At 24.7% G+C, this 17,793-nt stretch carries 14 protein-coding genes; 3 read left to right on the forward strand and 11 right to left on the reverse strand.

The window, feature by feature from the left end; genetic code table 11:
- Positions 1-135: 135 nt before the first annotated feature.
- A complete protein-coding gene (locus AZI32_RS02110; protein ID WP_061994265.1) occupies positions 136-939 on the forward strand; it encodes a M55 family metallopeptidase in 804 nt (267 codons plus the stop codon).
- Positions 940-1,115: 176 nt separating this feature from the next.
- Here the strand turns inward: AZI32_RS02110 and AZI32_RS02115 are convergent, their stop codons facing one another.
- On the reverse strand, positions 1,116-1,532 hold the full coding sequence (locus AZI32_RS02115; RefSeq protein ID WP_010297164.1) for a hypothetical protein: 417 nt from the start codon (positions 1,530-1,532) through the stop codon (positions 1,116-1,118).
- Between the two features lie 797 nt (positions 1,533-2,329).
- Between AZI32_RS02115 and AZI32_RS02120 the strand changes: the two genes are divergently transcribed.
- A complete protein-coding gene (locus tag AZI32_RS02120; RefSeq protein ID WP_010297161.1) occupies positions 2,330-2,821 on the forward strand; it encodes a deoxyuridine 5'triphosphate nucleotidohydrolase dUTPase in 492 nt (163 codons plus the stop codon).
- Positions 2,822-2,904: 83 nt separating this feature from the next.
- Here AZI32_RS02120 and AZI32_RS02125 read toward each other — a convergent pair whose 3' ends face one another.
- From AZI32_RS02125 to AZI32_RS02140, 5 genes are all read right to left on the reverse strand, one after another.
- On the reverse strand, positions 2,905-3,330 hold the full coding sequence (locus AZI32_RS02125; protein ID WP_061994266.1) for a hypothetical protein: 426 nt from the start codon (positions 3,328-3,330) through the stop codon (positions 2,905-2,907).
- Between the two features lie 130 nt (positions 3,331-3,460).
- Positions 3,461-5,410 carry an oligopeptide transporter, OPT family gene (locus AZI32_RS02130; RefSeq protein ID WP_061994267.1) on the reverse strand — a complete coding sequence of 650 codons (1,950 nt, stop codon included), beginning with the start codon at positions 5,408-5,410 and terminating at the stop codon, positions 3,461-3,463.
- 157 nt (positions 5,411-5,567) lie between these two features.
- Entirely contained in the window at positions 5,568-6,545 is a 978-nt protein-coding gene (locus tag AZI32_RS02135; protein ID WP_010297152.1) for a tyrosine recombinase XerC, read from the reverse strand.
- Positions 6,546-6,739: 194 nt separating this feature from the next.
- Positions 6,740-6,907, reverse strand: a complete 168-nt coding sequence (locus AZI32_RS18250; RefSeq protein WP_155844777.1) for a hypothetical protein — start codon at positions 6,905-6,907, stop codon at positions 6,740-6,742.
- Between the two features lie 187 nt (positions 6,908-7,094).
- Complete coding sequence (locus AZI32_RS02140) at positions 7,095-8,012, reverse strand: type II CAAX endopeptidase family protein (protein ID WP_061994268.1); 918 nt, start codon at positions 8,010-8,012, stop codon at positions 7,095-7,097.
- A 216-nt stretch (positions 8,013-8,228) separates the two neighbouring features.
- Here AZI32_RS02140 and AZI32_RS02145 point away from each other — a divergent pair, with 216 nt between their 5' ends.
- Positions 8,229-8,651 carry a hypothetical protein gene (locus tag AZI32_RS02145; protein WP_061994269.1) on the forward strand — a complete coding sequence of 141 codons (423 nt, stop codon included), beginning with the start codon at positions 8,229-8,231 and terminating at the stop codon, positions 8,649-8,651.
- 48 nt (positions 8,652-8,699) lie between these two features.
- Here AZI32_RS02145 and AZI32_RS02150 read toward each other — a convergent pair whose 3' ends face one another.
- The 5 genes from AZI32_RS02150 to AZI32_RS02170 all read right to left on the reverse strand — a co-directional run bounded on the left by AZI32_RS02150 (position 8,700) and on the right by AZI32_RS02170 (position 17,691).
- The gene (locus tag AZI32_RS02150) at positions 8,700-10,616 is read right to left on the reverse strand and encodes a hypothetical protein (RefSeq protein WP_061994270.1); all 1,917 of its coding nucleotides are present in this window, start codon (positions 10,614-10,616) and stop codon (positions 8,700-8,702) included.
- 210 nt (positions 10,617-10,826) lie between these two features.
- Positions 10,827-11,837 (reverse strand): type II CAAX endopeptidase family protein, encoded by a 1,011-nt coding sequence (locus AZI32_RS02155; protein WP_061994271.1) that lies wholly within the window; start codon positions 11,835-11,837, stop codon positions 10,827-10,829.
- 195 nt (positions 11,838-12,032) lie between these two features.
- Positions 12,033-13,958 carry a ribosomal protection-like ABC-F family protein gene (abc-f, locus tag AZI32_RS02160; RefSeq protein WP_061994272.1) on the reverse strand — a complete coding sequence of 642 codons (1,926 nt, stop codon included), beginning with the start codon at positions 13,956-13,958 and terminating at the stop codon, positions 12,033-12,035.
- A gap of 118 nt (positions 13,959-14,076) precedes the next feature.
- Entirely contained in the window at positions 14,077-15,873 is a 1,797-nt protein-coding gene (locus AZI32_RS02165) for an ABC transporter ATP-binding protein (protein WP_061994273.1), read from the reverse strand.
- Positions 15,874-17,691 carry an ABC transporter ATP-binding protein gene (locus AZI32_RS02170; RefSeq protein WP_061994274.1) on the reverse strand — a complete coding sequence of 606 codons (1,818 nt, stop codon included), beginning with the start codon at positions 17,689-17,691 and terminating at the stop codon, positions 15,874-15,876.
- Positions 17,692-17,793 lie beyond the last annotated feature (102 nt).

Here is a 17,793-nt window from a genome sequence, read left to right on the forward strand (position 1 = left end):
TTATACATTTTATATTTATTTACTTTTTAAGTCAATTAATCCATAATATTAAAATAGTATGTGAATATTAATTAGCTATAAATAAACAATTATATGATAAACTCTATAGTATATACAAATAAAAGAGGTGTTTAAATGAAAATTTTTATAAGTGCAGATATTGAAGGGGTAAGTGATATTTGTCATTGGAATGAAACTACAAAAGGACATGAAGATTATGAAGAATTTAAGATTCAACTTACAAGAGAAGTTAACGCCGTTTGTTTAGGTGCATTGAAGAATAATGCAGCTGATATTTTTATAAAGGATGCACATGAAAGTGGAAGAAATATAATTCATAGAGACTTACCTAGAGAAGCCAATTTAATTAGAGGGTGGGCTTATCATCCTTATCTAATGATGGAAGGACTCGATAAAAGTTTTAATTGCAGTATATTTATAGGTTATCATAGTGCTGGTGGAACAAATGGAAGTCCTTTAGCTCATACAATGGACCCTAATAAAATTTTATATATAAAAATAAATGATGAAATAGCTAGTGAATTTAAAATTAATTATTATACTTCATTATATATAGGTGTTCCTGTTGTTTTAGTAACTGGAGATAGAGCATTGTGTGAAGAAGTTAAAAAGGTTAATGAAAATATTAAGACTATTGTAACTAAAACTGGAGTAGGAGGTTCTGCTGTAAATATCCACCCTATGGAAATAGAAGATACAATTTTAAAAACAACAGAAAATTTAATAAAAGAAGCTGTTTTTGATAAATTTATAGAACCCTTACCTAACAGTTTTAATGTGGAAATAAGTTATAAAAATCATAATGATGCCTATAAAGCTAGCTTTTTTCCAAAAGTTGAGTTAAAAGACAGCAACACTATAACTTTTAAATCTAAAGATTATTTTGAAGTTCTACAAGCATTTTTATTTTTAACATAAATTTAGTAGTTAAAGCAATTTATAAACTAATAAAACTTAATTTTATATACCTAAACTTTGGCAATAAAGACTTTTAAAAGTAACTTGAAACTTTATAAGTCTTTATAAGTAAATATAAAAAAGTCTATGTGAAGATAAAATATTAATTAATTCTATCTCACATAGACTTTTATGTTTCAAACTTCATCTTTATAAACAAATATCCCTATAAAACTTAAAAAAATCATAACAACTAAAACTACAAAAATAAAATTGCATAACACAGTTTTAAAACCTGCCTTCCATGGTATGGTAACTGCATTTATTAAAAAAGTGATCGACCAAAGAAATATTATTAAAACATTTGATACTCTAATATTCTTTTGCTTCTTCTGACCACTTAACATATATCTGTTAAATTCTTTAACATTTACTAATTCTATAAATTTTTCATGAAAATTCAAATCTCTTCTTAGTACAATACATAAAAATAACAATAATAAAGCTAGTGTAAAAAATATTAATTTAAAACCAACAAGCTTGCCAACCAAGAGTGCTGTTATTGCAAGTATATACATAGAAAGGTATTTTTGAAATATTTCACTAAATAGCATTTTACAACAACTCCTATAAAGTTAATAAAAATATGTAGTTTAAAATAATTATTCTTTATATTAATATACACATTGATAATAATATTGATATAAAATATTATTTTGAACTGTTATGTAGATTAATTTTAACATATATTTTACCATTTTTAACCATGTTTTTCTTACTTTTCTGTTAATATTCTGTAATAAATATATAAAGTAATTGAGTAAATTTATTTTATACAGTAATATAGATTTATTTGTTCAGGTTAATATTTATAATTCTTATCAAAATACTAATAAAATATGCAAAAATGATAATTTTAACTATAAAAAGAAACTTTTTATATACATATTCTATATAACTGAATTATATTTGTTTTATACAATAATTGAATTTATAATATTTACAAATTTCATTTCAAAAGTGAAATTCTTGTATAGACTCGGGAATTTTTTTAATAATCAGCTCCGTTTTGAATTTTTTCACTTTAAAAATTTCTTTTTATAAATAAAAACATATATTATTTTAAACTTTTTCATTCTATATTTTGGAATCTTAATAAGTTTTAATAAAATCTTAGTGCCTACTTGTATAAATTGTATATTTAATCTTTAAATTAAAGTATATTTTGAATTTAAAAACATGTTTTAATTTCATTTTTTATGGATTTTAAATATATATCCTCGGTAAATTTTATAATTTCAACTATATATATGAAATATATCATAAAATTTCTTTCATATCTCTTTAAAGTTGTTAATGGTATTTTATTTATGTATAATTATGTTATATCTAAAGAAAAGGAGACTTTTAAATGAATAAAAAAAGAACTAGAGGCTTTGAAAAAATTTCTATAAATCAATTTGAAAAAGATTTTCAAGATTTAAATGTATCTTATGATGAGTTAAAATTACCTAAAAGAGCTACAGCTAGAGCAGCAGGCTATGATATATATTCTCCTATAAGTTTTATATTGAATCCTAAAGAGGATATCATAATTCCAACTGGATTCAAATCTTATATGCTTAACGATGAAAGTTTAGACATATATCCTAGAAGTGGAATGGGATTTAAATATTACATAAGACTTGCAAACACTATAGGACTTGGTGATAGTGATTATTATAATTGTGATAGTAATGAAGGTCACTACTTTATTAAGTTAAGAAATGAAGGTAATAAACCTTGGATTATAGAAAAAGGCGACGCTATAGGTCAAGGAATCTTTAGAAAATATCTTTTAGCAGATGACGATGATTTTATTGGCAGTGAAAGAATAGGTGGCTTTGGTAGTACTGATAAATAATAAAATTAAAATATAGCTTTTAAAATTATATGTTATATAAAAAAACCTCGACCCTTATTAAATTAGAAAGGTAGAGGTTTTTATTAATGTTTATCTTTTATTATATCATCTGATATAATAAAAGAAATCCAACCTTTTTTACTTACATATCGCAAAAACATTATAAGTCTTTGATAGATAGGGTGACATCCATTAATATAATCTTTTTCTGTTGTATTTTCATATTCCTTTTTTAAAATAGGCATTTCAAGTAAACATTGACCTAAATCATAAACATTTTTTCTACCATCTATATTCATCCAAACATTGCTACCTATTTTGTCAAATTTAATATCACTAATAGCAGGCCTTTTTTTGTTAATCTTTCTTAAAAATCTTTCTGCTAATTTATTATGATAGAATATTAAATATACAATATCATCTTTTATTTTATAATCCTCATGTTTGATAACTGGTATATATCTAAGAAAATTATCTTGCTCTTCATAATTTCTTTCTTTTTTTATCACTATACTCACTCCTTATATTTAAAATTATTACACATATATCTAAATTTAATACAAATTCACTTTAAAAGTAAATGAAAATTAAAAAATATATAAAAATAGGGTAGAGTACAAAACTCCACCCATAACAATATTAAGCTTTTTCTTCTATTCTAATTGAAAATGCATATACCCAATATGCTAATAATATAAAGGCTACTAATGCAGTCCAAGGGCTGTTAGCAATTGACGGCATAAAATTTGTTCCAATAGATATTTTTTCTGATAGAGGAGTACCTCCAATTGTAATTGTTGAAATAATTGCTACAAGTATTCCTGTTAATGCATCTCCAGCAACCAATCCTGAAGATAACAGTATACCTCTTTCTGTTTGAAGTTTACCTTGTTCTTCATTAGTTTTAAATTTCTTAGTTACAAAAGTTCTTACTATTCCACCAGTTAAAATTGCCGTAGTTAAATGTATTGGTAAGTATAGTCCAAGTGCTACTGGAAGTATTGGAAGTCCTGCCAATGCACAAAATATTCCTAGAATAGCGCCTACAACAACTAGTGTCCATGGTAATTGTCCAGTCATAACACCTTTGATAACCATAGACATCAATGTAGCTTGTGGTGCTGGAACAGCTTTAGATCCAATTCCATAACTGTTATGTAGCATTAGTAAAACACCACCAGCTGCAAAAGAAGCTAAAAATAAACCTAAATACATGCCCCATTCAACTTTTTTTGGAGTACCACCAATTATGTAAGTAGTTTTTAAACTTTGAGCAACTCCACCAGCAACAGCTATAGCTATACATACTACAGCTCCTGAAAGTATTGCAGTATTCATACCAGCTTGCTCTTCATATCTAAATAATTTTAAGATTCCTGTAATAAACAGTAGGGTAGCAATAGTCATTCCTGATACTGGATTATTAGATACCCCAATAATTCCTGCCATCCTTGCTGAAACTACAGCAAAAAAGAATGCAAATAATACTGCTAAAAATGAACCTAAAGCACCTAGTTTTAAACCTGGTAGGAACCAACCAAGGATAAATACTAAAATTGCTGCACCTAAAACCCAGGTTAATGGTGTATCTACATCAGTTCTTTTTACTATAGTAGTTTCACTATTTCCACCAAGTCCTTGTAGTGCTGTTTTAAAAGATTTTATTATTGTTGGTAATGACTTACCAAGACTAATAAATCCACCAGCCGCAACAGCTCCAGCACCTATATATCTTATGTATTGACTCCAAATGTCCCATGCACCCATTTCTGATATTAAAGATGCTGAAGGAAACAAGGGAGTCATAAGATCTGCTCCTACATATTTTATTAATGGTATAAGCCCAAGCCATGCAATTAGTGCACCACCAAACATATAAAGAGCTACTTCCAGTCCTACAATAAAGCCAACACCTACAAGAGAGGCCATTGCATTAACTCCAATTAATGTTCCTTGAAGAGGAGTTATTACCCATTCTGGTGATTCTTGCCAAATTTTAAATGCAGATGAAAAAAATTTGAATAGGGCACCAACACCAATACCTGTAGTTACAGTTTTAAGACCACTTCCACCTTCCATTCCTGTAACAAGAACTTCGGCAGCAGCCATACCTTCTGGAAAAATTAATTCACCATGCTGCTCAACTATTAAATATTTTCTAAATGGAATAACAAAAATTAGACCTAGTAGACCACCAAGGGCAGTACAAACAAAGATTGTATAAAGATTTAAAGTCATTCCCCAAATTATTATAGCGGGAAGGGTATATATTATACCACCAGCTATAGATTCACCCATAGCCGCAACGGATTGTATCATATTGGCTTCTAAAATATTATTTCTTCTAAATATTTTCTTTAAAATACCAGCGCCTAAAATAGATGCTGGTATACCTGCAGCTATTGTCATTCCAACTTGTAATCCAAGATATACATTAGCTGCTGCAAAAATACAAGCAAATATAATACCAATTATTATAGAAATTGTAGTTGCTTCTGGCATTGCTACATCAGTAGGTACAAAAGGCATATAATCTTCACCTTTAATTCCTCCATAGGCATTGTGAGAAAGCTTTTTATTTGTAGTCATTATTCTCCTCCTTACTTATTTCATTTGTTTAGTAAAATAAAGAGCATTATTTCTCCTCTTTATCTTCATTTGTTAAATAAATACCATCTTTAACTAGTTACAGATTGCATTTATATGTTTATTATTTTCTATAATATATTTTTTATTCTATTAGTATCTATTCATCCATCAATGGGTTTTGATTTATAGCTTCTCTTAAAGTGTCATTGTCTACATGAGTATATATTTGAGTTGTGGCTACATTTTCATGACCCAAAATCTGTTGTAATGTTCTAACATCAACTTTTCCGTATTTGTGCATTAAAGTAGCACTAGTATGCCTTAGCTTATGTGGTGTGTATTTATCCTTATCAAGACCTGCAAGCCCAACATATTTTTTTACTATTCTCTCTACAGTTCTTTTGTTAATTCTACCATATTTTCCACTTATAAATAGGGCGTCTTTATCTTCATTTTTAACTCTAAAATTAATTTCATTTCTAATAGGCATATAATTATTTATAGATTTTAGTGCAGCTTTATTTAAATATATAGTTCTTTCTTTGTTACCTTTTCCTAAAACTTTTAATATGTCACCTTTAATATTAGATATGTTTATACTACAAAGTTCAGATAATCTAAGTCCACAATTTAAAAATAGGGTAATGATACAATAATCTCTTTGTGAATTTTTATCTCTAGTTTTAGCGGCAGTTAAAAGATCTTTACTTTCATCTAATGTTAGATAAATAGGGCTACGTTTTCCTAATTTAGGGGACTCCAGTTCTAGTGTAATATTGTAGGGAATTAACTTAACTTTATTTACAAGATAGTTAAAAAGAGATTTTAAACTAGCAACTTTTCTTGCCTTAGCACTAGGACCATTTCCTCTAGAGTTTTCTAAATAGGAGACATAAGCATAAAAATCATTTAATGTAAGGGTTTTTAAAAGTTCAATAGAAATATCATTGATAGGGATGTTATCAAAGTAAGTATCTAGAGGTACTAAATTTTTATGCAATTTCAAGAATCTAAGAAAAAGATTTATATCTGATGTATAGGCCTTTAGAGTACTTTTTGAGACACCTTTAACAGTAGTCATATAATTTAAAAAATCATCTATGTAATAGGGTTTTTTACAATTTAATTTAGCCATAAAAAATTCCTCCTAAGGTAAAATAATAAATAATTTACATAATATATACAGTATATCATAAAAACATAAAAATGTCGTGAAACTTACATTTCACGACATAAATGTATCACTGAAAAGAGAGGTTTTTATAGCTTTATATAATAATTATATCTATAACCTATCTTTTTTACCTACTATAATTTTATAAATTTAAATTATTTTTTTATAATAAAAGTTTTAGTAATAACTTTTTTGTTTTTAGTAACTTTTTTATTTATTTTAAACTTAAAATTCTTTCCAATACCTTTTATTCTAAATCCATTATTATTAACTTTATAATCTAATTTTAAATGGCCTAAGCTCTTTATACTATTAACTATCATTTTACACCCCTAAGTTTATATAATTATATTAATCTTCTACCCATTAAATTTAACTTTATTTTCCTATATTATATCATACTCAAATTATTAAGTAATCTTTCTTTATTATTATAATTTTAAAATTAATAAAAACAGACTGAATCTTTTTCATTTCAATCTGTTCTTATTTATACTTTATGAACTTATCCTAAACCTTTTTCATTTTATTTTTTCTTATTAAATATATAAATCCTATAATGACTATTATCTCTATAAATGTGGCTACTAAACCTGCTTCTGGTCCAAACACACCACCTGACACTATTGAATTATCTTTTAATTTTAAATCTATAAGTGTACCAACTGATGTATCTAAACCACTAACTTCAAATCCAAATATATTGCCTTGTATAAAGTTCCATGCAGCATGTAATCCACAAGCCCCCCAAAGATTTCCTGTATATATTACATATAATCCAAATGTAAATCCTGATAAAATAATATTTATAATAGCTAAAACATTGATATTAGGATTAAATAAATGAATTAATCCAAAATATATAGATGATACAATGAGCCCTACTAAACCATTATATTTAGCACCTAAAATATTCATTAGCCACCCTCTTGCAACTATTTCTTCGCTAGCACTTTGAATAATCCATCCAGGTAAAATTATAAGTATGCTAGTAATAGCACTTATCCCTACATTTTGTATAGAATTCGTTTCAAGTGTAGCATAACCTAATATATATAATATAAAAGCAATTGTACACATCATTACACTTCCTAGTAAAAAACCTTTTAAATAGTTTCTAATACTATTCTCCTTATTAAGCCCTAAATCTGATATGTCTCTTTTTTCTATAAATTTTACTCTAAAAAATACTACTAGACTAATAAATAAAAATCCTGATAAATCTAAAAAGAGAATTAATAATTTATTGTCATTTGTATTTAATCCTAATGTAGTAAAGAATTTAAATAATATAATTGCAGCTATCCAGCCAAAAAATCCACCAAACTCAATCATAATTTCAGCTAGTATAGGAGTCCAAATTATATTACCAAGCTTCTTACTTTTTTTAGCTTTTAAGAATAAACTCTCATTATTATTTATTAACATTATTACACCACCCTTTTATATTTCAGTTTCCATATTAATGTTATATTAAGTAAATGTAAACAATTATTACTTTAAAATGAAATATATGTACTTGAATAGCTTTTAAATTACAAATTTTAGGTGGTAATTCATCATATTTATGTGTATAATATTTTAGTATGCTATAATAAACAATTACCTATTTATAAAATAACAAATTAATAAGGAGCAATTTTTATGGAAGAACTTAATGAAGTATTAAACTTAAATTTAAGTAATTTAAGTTTATTTGATATGACAGAAGATAATTTAATAGTTTTTAAGGAAGAAAATTATTATAACAAAAGTAATTTTTATTTTTGGTTATTAAATAAATTAGCAAAACTAGAAAATTCAAACTCTATAAAGGAGTTAGCTTATGGACATTATTTAGCTTCGTATTATCTATTAATTATATTAACACCACTATGCTATGAGGAATTAGCATTTAATCATTGCAAAAAAGCTTTGGCCTTAGATGATAATTTAAAATATAAAGAATGGATGCTTATATTTTCTACTTATAACCTATTGACAGTTGAAGATATGGAGTCATTAGTATCAGATGTATTAAAAAACAATCCTAATAGCTTACTTGTAAATACGTTGTATAATAATTAAATTAAAAGTGTCATACATAAAATTTAAATTATGTACGACACTTTTAATTTAAAATTCTTTTATTATTATATCAGATATAAATTCTGCATTATCTTTATTTTGTATACTAAATACTGTAAGTGTTAATTTGCTTTCATCTAAATAAACATAAATTTTATTACTATTTATACAATTGTTATCTATATTCATGTTTATTTTTTTACTTAATTCCTCTTTCACAGTTTTATCTAAAGGAATAAAATCATCTAAATAAATAGTTAAATTCTCTACTATTCCACCAACTCTTAATGTAAAATCTAAATTACTAGTTTTAATACTTTTAAATAAACTATTTACCTTTTTATCATTGTTTAAAACTTCTATTATATCTCCTTTAAAATCTAAAGTAACTAAAGATATATCTGCCTCTTTATCATAAAGATTAAATGTATGATCTATTATACCTTTACACACATTTTTATATCCATTTTCAATATAATTCATCATTTTATCTATTGAAATACCAGTAACTAATTTTCCAGGTATGAATTCTTTGAGTATTTCTCTTAAAGGTTTAACTATTTTTATAGGAGCAACTAATGATATCTTGCCTTCTATATTTTTTAGATCATCTTTTAATGAATTATATAAAACAAGACTTAATAGTTTATTAATTTCATAATATGAAAGAGTTACTTCTATAATATTATCTTTTAAATCATATTTAAGATTTAAATCATTTTTGCCTGAATCTTGAAGAAACATTATTATTGTATTTAAATTTGAATGATAATTTTTTATTGTTTCTTTTAAATTTAAGTTTATGTTTTTACTATCAAAAAAGTCTATATTAACATTAAAATTTTCTAATTTATCTAATTCTCTAAACATATCTTCTGTTGTAATAAAATTAATATAGTCACTTTTTATATTTAAATTCAAAGATTTATAATAACCATATTTCATTATTAAATTACTTAAAGCTTCTACAGATATATTTAAATTTTTTGAAACTACATGACCTTCTCCTTTTGCAGAATAACAAAACTCCCCTTCTTCAATCTCACAGTGGCTTTTTAAAATTAAAGTTTTATTCATATCTAAAAATAAAAGGTTATCCTTATATTTATTTATTTCAAGATTATCTTTATAAAGATTTAATGCTAAAATATTTATTACATTTAAATTTGATGTTAATAAATTATTATCTTCCTCTTTCATTAAAATTTTTATCATATTGTACTCATTAAACACAATAATTAAGTTTTTATATATTATGTGTTTTAATTGAAAGAACGCCTTTAAAGCATCTAAAAGTTTATATATAAAGTTGTCCTTACTTATAGTAATATGATTTTCATTATCATCTAATATAATTGTAGAATTTTTGTTACATAATAGGTTTTCTATATCATTTATTATATAGGTTGAACTTTTTTCAATTCCATTCTTCAGCTTTAAATCTAATATTTCAAGTTGAAAATTATCAGGAGATTCTATATCAGAAACTACTATTGATAAGGGCAATGTCAATAAACTTTTGCTACCCTCTTTTTTTAGGATTATACTTCCACTATTTATGTATATAAATATATCCTCTTGTAAATTAAAGTTATTTTCAATTAAACTTTCTGTCATGTTAAAATACTCCTCTTCAATTATATTTTTATTAGATGTAATATTATATGTTTCACTTTTTTCTTCAGTAAAGCTTATATCATCTATAGAGTGCTCTACTAAGGTAATAGCTAGTTCTCTTTGAGAAGATTCCTTTGAAAATATATTTTCATCTTTAATTAATCTACCTTTTTCATTAAGTAATTCTAAAACTTTGTTTTCTAAGAGCTCTCTATTAAAAAGAAAGTCTTTATATTGGCTATAACTTAAATTAAGTTCTTTTAAAAGTATTATTATTTCATCTATATTAGCATCTTTTATGTATTGGTCTGTATACACCTTATTATTAAATTCTATTTTAAAAGTCAACTTTTTCAACTCCTTCTAAAATTCCAAAATACACCTATATTTAATGTCGGTCATTATTTTAAAATCTTAATTCTTGCATTTGTAAACAATAAGAAATCCATCCTATACTTCATGCACTTTAAAATTATAATGTGTAAATAAAAAACTTACTAAGTACTAATTTCCTTAGCAAGTTTTTATAGAGTATTTTTACTTAATTTAAAATATATATTATATAATAGTTTTATCCTTATCTTTTTTATATTCATTTGAAAAGATAAACAATCCATAGGTAATAATATTAAGAACTGCTGCAAAAATTAAGGCTTTTAGTGTTATAACACCTGCTTTTCCACCGGTTAGAGCCATTCCTATAGTATTATTTGCAAAGTGTATCAAAATTGGTGTCCATAAATTATTAGTTTTCATATATGCAAATCCTAAAAAAATGCCTAAAAATACACAAAATAAAATATGGTTTATAACACAGTATATTGGTGTCTCAGGGCTATACAAAGTAAAACAAAGTGGTAAGTGCCATATACCCCAAATAAATCCTAATATTAATACTCCTAGTCTTTTCCCAAAAATATTTTGTAGTCTTGGCTGAAGATACCCTCTCCATCCAAATTCTTCTCCAAAAAAAATAGTAAATGATAAAAAAGCATTTATACATAAACTTAACGGCATCATAAGTAAAGTAGAAAGTATTTTTAACACATCAAATGATTGATCATCTTCAAACAATATAGATATGCCAATACGAAGAAGATATAATCCTATAAATATTAATAAAATTATAGCAATTTTACATAAATTATTATTAAATTTTAAATTTATACTTTCAAAGGAATTGTTATCATTACGTAGTATAATAATAACCGATACAAAGCTAGATATAGGCACAATTATTTGTATAATAATTGATAAAATGTTTAAATTGTTTTTAAAGACAAATGTACCTATAAATAGAACAATAATTGATATTATAGTAGTTACAATGAAAATATTAAAAAATATCTTTACAGGTCTTTTGATTTCTTCTTTTCTAAAAAATCTCATGGTAATAATTGTGGCAAATGCAGGATAAAGCATTTGAACAATTGCAAAATTTTCAACAAATTCTGATGAAACATTTTTATATGCAATAAAAAGAATAACTCCCATCAAAGCTGTAATCCCAAAATTTATAATTAAAAAAATTAAAATTTCACTTTTATTTTTAGAAGAATAATTATTCATTAAATTAGCTCCTTCCATTTAGTATAAGGTCTAAATTGACATTTAAAATTATATATTTTTAAATCTTGATATCCTAAATAATGAAACATGCTCAAAAATACTTTAAATTTCAATAAAACTTTTCCAAAAGTTACTTCTTAGATTTATACATAACTTTGAATATGACCATATTTTCTTATGTTAATCTTTTTAACTTTAAGAATTATTTTTATTTAAATATTCATTTAATTCCTCGCAATGTAATTCCCATTGTTCTATAAATTCCTGTAATGATTTTTCAATGGTTTCTTTTAAAGTATTTAACTCCATTATTTTAGAATAATCTGAGCTATTTTTTCCCATTTCATTGTTTAAATGCTCAATTTTTTCTTCATTTTCTAATATAATAGTCTCTAGTTTAGATATTTTCTTTTCTAATACTTTTTTCGTATTTATATTTTTCCAATTTTTCCTTTCAGGTTTACTTTTCTTATTTTCTTCAATTTGAATATTAAATTTAGATTTTTCTTCTTTATAAACATCATAATTTCCATCATAGCTTTTAAAAGAGTTGTTTTCTATTGCGATTATTCTATTAGCAATTCTATTTATAAAGTATCTATCATGGGATATAAAGAATATAGTACCTTTAAAATCCCTTAAAGATTCTTCTAAGTTTTCTATTGAGTCAATATCTAGATGATTTGTAGGTTCATCAAGTATTAATAAGTTTATATCATCATACAAAAGCCTACTTAATTTTAATCTAATTCTTTCACCACCAGATAAATGCTTAACCTTTTTAAATACATCATTACCAAAAAACATAAACTTTGATAAATACTCTCTAGCTTTTCCCTCAAGAATAGAAATATCTTCTCTAAAACATTCTATAACTGTCATGGTTTCATCATTAAAACTTATGCTTTGTGGAAGATATGCTATTTTAGCACTTTCTGAAATCGTTACTTCTCCAGAATCTAAGTTTTCTTTACCAAGTAAAATTTTTAAAAAAGTAGTTTTACCACTTCCATTAGAACCTATTAATGCCGTTCGTTCTTTAAATCTAACTAACATATTTCCATTATAAAAAAGTGTTTTATCATCATAACTTTTACATAGATTTTTTGATTTTATGACTTCATTACCTGAGCGTTCACTATCTTTAAAATTAAGTGTCATATTTTTTCTTTCTAATTTAGGTTTATCTATTCTTTCCATTTTATCTAAACTTTTTTGCATACTTGCTGCACGTCTGAAAAACTTATTATTGTCCGCTCTTAATGCCCAATCTCTTAAATCTTTTATAGCTTTCTCCATAGCATCTATTTTCTTTTGTTGTTCTTTAAATTGATTAAACTGTATAAGCATATTTTCTTCTTTTTGTTTAACAAAATCAGAGTAATTACCTTTATATGTCTCGCAAACACCATACTCAATTTCTATAATTTTATTAACTACATTATCTAAAAAGTATCTATCATGGGAAACTATAATAACAATACCATCATAACTTTTTAAATATCCCTCTAGCCATTCTACTGATTCCATATCTAAATGGTTTGTTGGTTCATCTAATAAAAGAATATCTGGAGAATCTAAAAGAATTTTCCCTAAGATTACAGTAGTTTTTTCACCACCACTTAAAATATTAAAATCTTTTTTTAAGAAATCATCATCAAAATTTAATCCTTTACAAACCTTACTTAATTTTTCTTTTTGCTCAAACCCACCTTTTGCAGTGTATTTATCTTGCAAATAACTATATTCTTTTAAAGTTCTGTTTAAAATTTCTCCTTCTAATGTTTTCATCTTAATTTCTAAAGATTTCATAGTTATTTCAATTTCTTTTAACTCACTAAAAGCTAAGCTTAAAATATCTATAACCTTAACATCTTCATCATAACTTGGAATTTGGTCAAGATAAGAAATAGTATAATTCTTAGGTATAGTTATTAGACCTTTATCGTCTCTTGTCATTGAAAAAATCCCTGCTATTAACTTTAATACTGTACTTTTTCCACATCCATTTGCTCCAACAATTCCAACTTTTTCACCATCATAAATATTAAAAGTAATATCCTCTAGCACCAATGTAGCATCTAAATACTTTTTTACTTTATTAAAACATAGTTCAATCATCATATCACCTACAATCTTTAGTATTTAGTAAAATTATACCATTGAAGATTAATATTTACTATGAAATACCCTTTTATTATTCTAACTAAAAACTATATTTAATAAGTCCTTTCCTTTATTAAGCATAATATTGTGCTTGTGCCATATACATTTTGTTGTATTGACTTTCTTTTTCTTTTATAAGCTCTTCATGTGTTCCATATTGAACAATTCTGCCTTTATGGAAAACTGCAATTTTATCACAAAATTTACAGCTAGATAGTCTATGTGAAATATATATTGCTGTTTTATTCCCTATAAGTTCATTAAAACTATTATATATTTCAAATTCTGCAATAGGATCTAATGCTGCTGTTGGCTCATCTAAGACAACTATAGGTGCATCTTTATATACTGTTCTTGATATAGCTAGCTTTTGAGCTTGTCCTCCTGAGAATTCTATACCATCCTCTTCAAAAGTTTTGTATATATGAGTGTTTATACCTTTATCTAATTTTAGTACATCTTTTTCTAGTCCAGATTTATTTAAAGCTTCATATAACTTATCTTTATTAAACTTTTTAGCATCATTAAGTATAATGTTTTCTTTAATAGAAAATGCAAATAACTTAAAGTCTTGAAAAACTACTCCTAAAATTTTCATATATTCATCATAATCATAATTTTCGATATTTACTCCATTTAGTAAAATTACTCCTTTTGATGGTCTATAAAGTCTTGTTAATAATTTTATAAAAGTTGTTTTTCCTGCTCCATTTAATCCAACAACAGAAAGTTTTTCGCCAGCTGATATCTTTATAGATACATCTTCTAAAGCATAGTTACTACTTCTTGGATATTTAAAACTTACATTTTTAAATTCAATTTCATATTGAGCTATGTTATCAATTTTATTCTCACCACTTAATTGATTAGATTTAATTTGTTCAAACTCCATATATGGGTTTAAATATATGCATAGTTGTCTTATTCTTATAAAATTAGTTATAAATTTAGAAATATTACTACTAAAATTACTAGCAGCAGAAACATACATAGCAAAAGAACCTATACCTATTTTATTCATTAATACTTTGTAAGTCATATAGCTATATACTGCTAACATCTGAATTTGTAAATTTATATTACTAATACCGTTATATTTTCCTATTGCATTAGATAAATTTCCAAATTTTTTTATTGTAGTTTTGTTATATTCTTTTATTTTGCCTAATATCAAAGGTGATATATTATAAAGTCTAATATCTTTTGCAATAGAAAAATCATTAGTTGTGCTTAAGTAATATCCAAATGCCCTATTAAGTGGAATTAAATCCTGAAAAATATTAAATTGCATTTTTTGAATTTTCTTGTATATATAAGAATTCAATATTACTATAGCTAATATAACTAATATTATATAAACATCTAGTGTTAAAATAACAGCAAGTATACTTATTATTGCTATAGATTCAGTAAATATATTTACTATTACAGCTATTAAATCTTCTATAACTCCTTGATTATTAACTGGGAAAATTGCTCTCTCTTTTAAATCTAAAATTTCAGGATCCTCGATATTTTGAAAATCCATATCCATTATCTTTTTACCAATTAATAGCTCAAACCCATTTACAATTTGAATCTTTAAAATACTTAACTTTGTATCTAATATACTATTAATAATATTTAACAATGCATTACTTATTATTATTGTTAAAACTAAAGTAATAAACACTTCCCCCCTTTTACTACCTAATAATTCATCTATAATAAACTTAGGCATAATAATATTTATTAAGGGAGTTATTGCTTTAAATATAGAGGATAAAATAAGCAAAGGAATATACATTTTAGAAATATTATTAGTAATTTTCAAAAAATGCTTTATTGTTTTAAAATCTACTTTAATTTCTTCTTTTAATTTAGTTTTCATTTATACACACTCCCTCTCTAGATTTTCTTTTGCATAATAGGAAGCTTGTACATTAAACATAGAGTAGTATTTTCCTTCTTTTTTCATTAATTCATCATGAGTTCCATATTCTTTAATTTCTCCATCTTCAAAAAAAGCTATTACATCACAAAACCTAGTGCTAGATAATCTATGTGAAATATATATTGCTGTTTTATCTTCAATCATTTCATCAAACTTTTTATAAATATTATATTCAGCTATAGGATCTAATGCTGAAGTTGGTTCATCTAAGATAATTACCTTTCCATTTTTATAAAGAGCTCTAGCTAATGCTATTCTTTGATTTTCACCACCAGATAATTCTATACCTTGAGAATCTAATATTTTAAGCAAAGAAGTATCTATATCATTTTCCAAAGAATTCACCTTATTAGTTAATCCTGCCTTTTTAATACACTGAATGACTTTGTTTCTATCAATAGATTCATTTTCTATAAGAGCTATATTTTCAGCTATACTAAAAGCAAATATCTTTATTTCTTGAAATACTACAGAGAATAATTTATAATATTCTGACTTATTCAAAGTAGATATATTTATTCCATTAATAAAAATTTCACCTTCTGTTGGTTCATAAAGTCTTGTTATTAGTTTTACAAAAGTGGTCTTTCCTGCACCATTTATACCAACTATAGCTAAACGCTGACCTTTTTTTATTTTTAATGAAAGATTTTTATAAATATATCTATCACTATTAGGATATTTAAAACTAACATTTTTAAATTCAATTTCATAAGTGGTATCTTTGGGAATATTATTAAATTCATTATTATTTTCTTTTTTATTTTCAAATTCTAAAAAATCTCTAAAATCATTTATATATAAATTTTGAGCATTAATATGAGCTATATTATCTAAAATAGTTTGCATCCAAGATGCAAATCCTGAAATAGTTGTAAAATACATAGTAAAATTTCCAATACTCATAGTACCCTTTAAAACATTATAAATTAAATAAAAATATACCAATCCTTCTCTTATAAGAAGTAATACTATAGACACTATAGATACTTTAAATTCTTTATTCTTAATAGTACTTTCAATATTTACTTTACTATTATTAAATAAATTAAATTTATCTTGTAACCATAAACTTAAATTAAAAATTCTAATATCTTTTCCGTAAGAAAAATTATACATAATATCATAAATATAATTACGTTTTCTTGAATAATTAGATAAGTCATCTTTCTTTGAGTATCTGTATTTCTTAATTTTCATCGTCAGATAATAAACAAAACTTACATTTGCTAATAGATATAACAATATCCATGGACTTAAAGTTAATACTATAGTTATATATCCTAAAAAAGCTATAACAGCTCCAAAAAGTTCAAATAATTTATGATAAACCCCTTCAATACCATTTGTATTGTCTCCAATAGCCTTTGAACAAGTTTCTATATCATTCAATATTTTCGAATCTTCTGTGTATTCAAAATTCATAGTCATACATTTTTCCTGCATAAGATTCATAAATTTAAGTCTTATTAAAAGCATTTTAGGAAAAGCTATATTATCTAAATATGTTGTTAAAAAGTTTGATATTGAAGATATTATGAAAAAAACTATTAATATATTAATAAGTACATTAGGTCTTTTAAGTCCAGTTAATTCATCAATTAAGAACTTTGGAAGAAATATACTTATAAAAGGAACTAACGCTGTAACTACTGTAAATATACTAAAATAAAAAAATATTTTTTTCTCCCATCTCCAAGCATTTTTTAATAAAAATAAAACATTTACTTTTACACTTCTATTTTTCTTGTCCATAACAAGCCCCCTGTAAATTCATGATTATTATATAATATATGTTATCATATCAAATACATATTTTTACTTATCATAATTACAATTTACAAATTATAAATAAAT

Source organism: Clostridium sp. ATCC 25772 (assembly GCF_001573875.1).
Lineage (GTDB): Bacteria > Bacillota > Clostridia > Clostridiales > Clostridiaceae > Clostridium_J > Clostridium_J senegalense.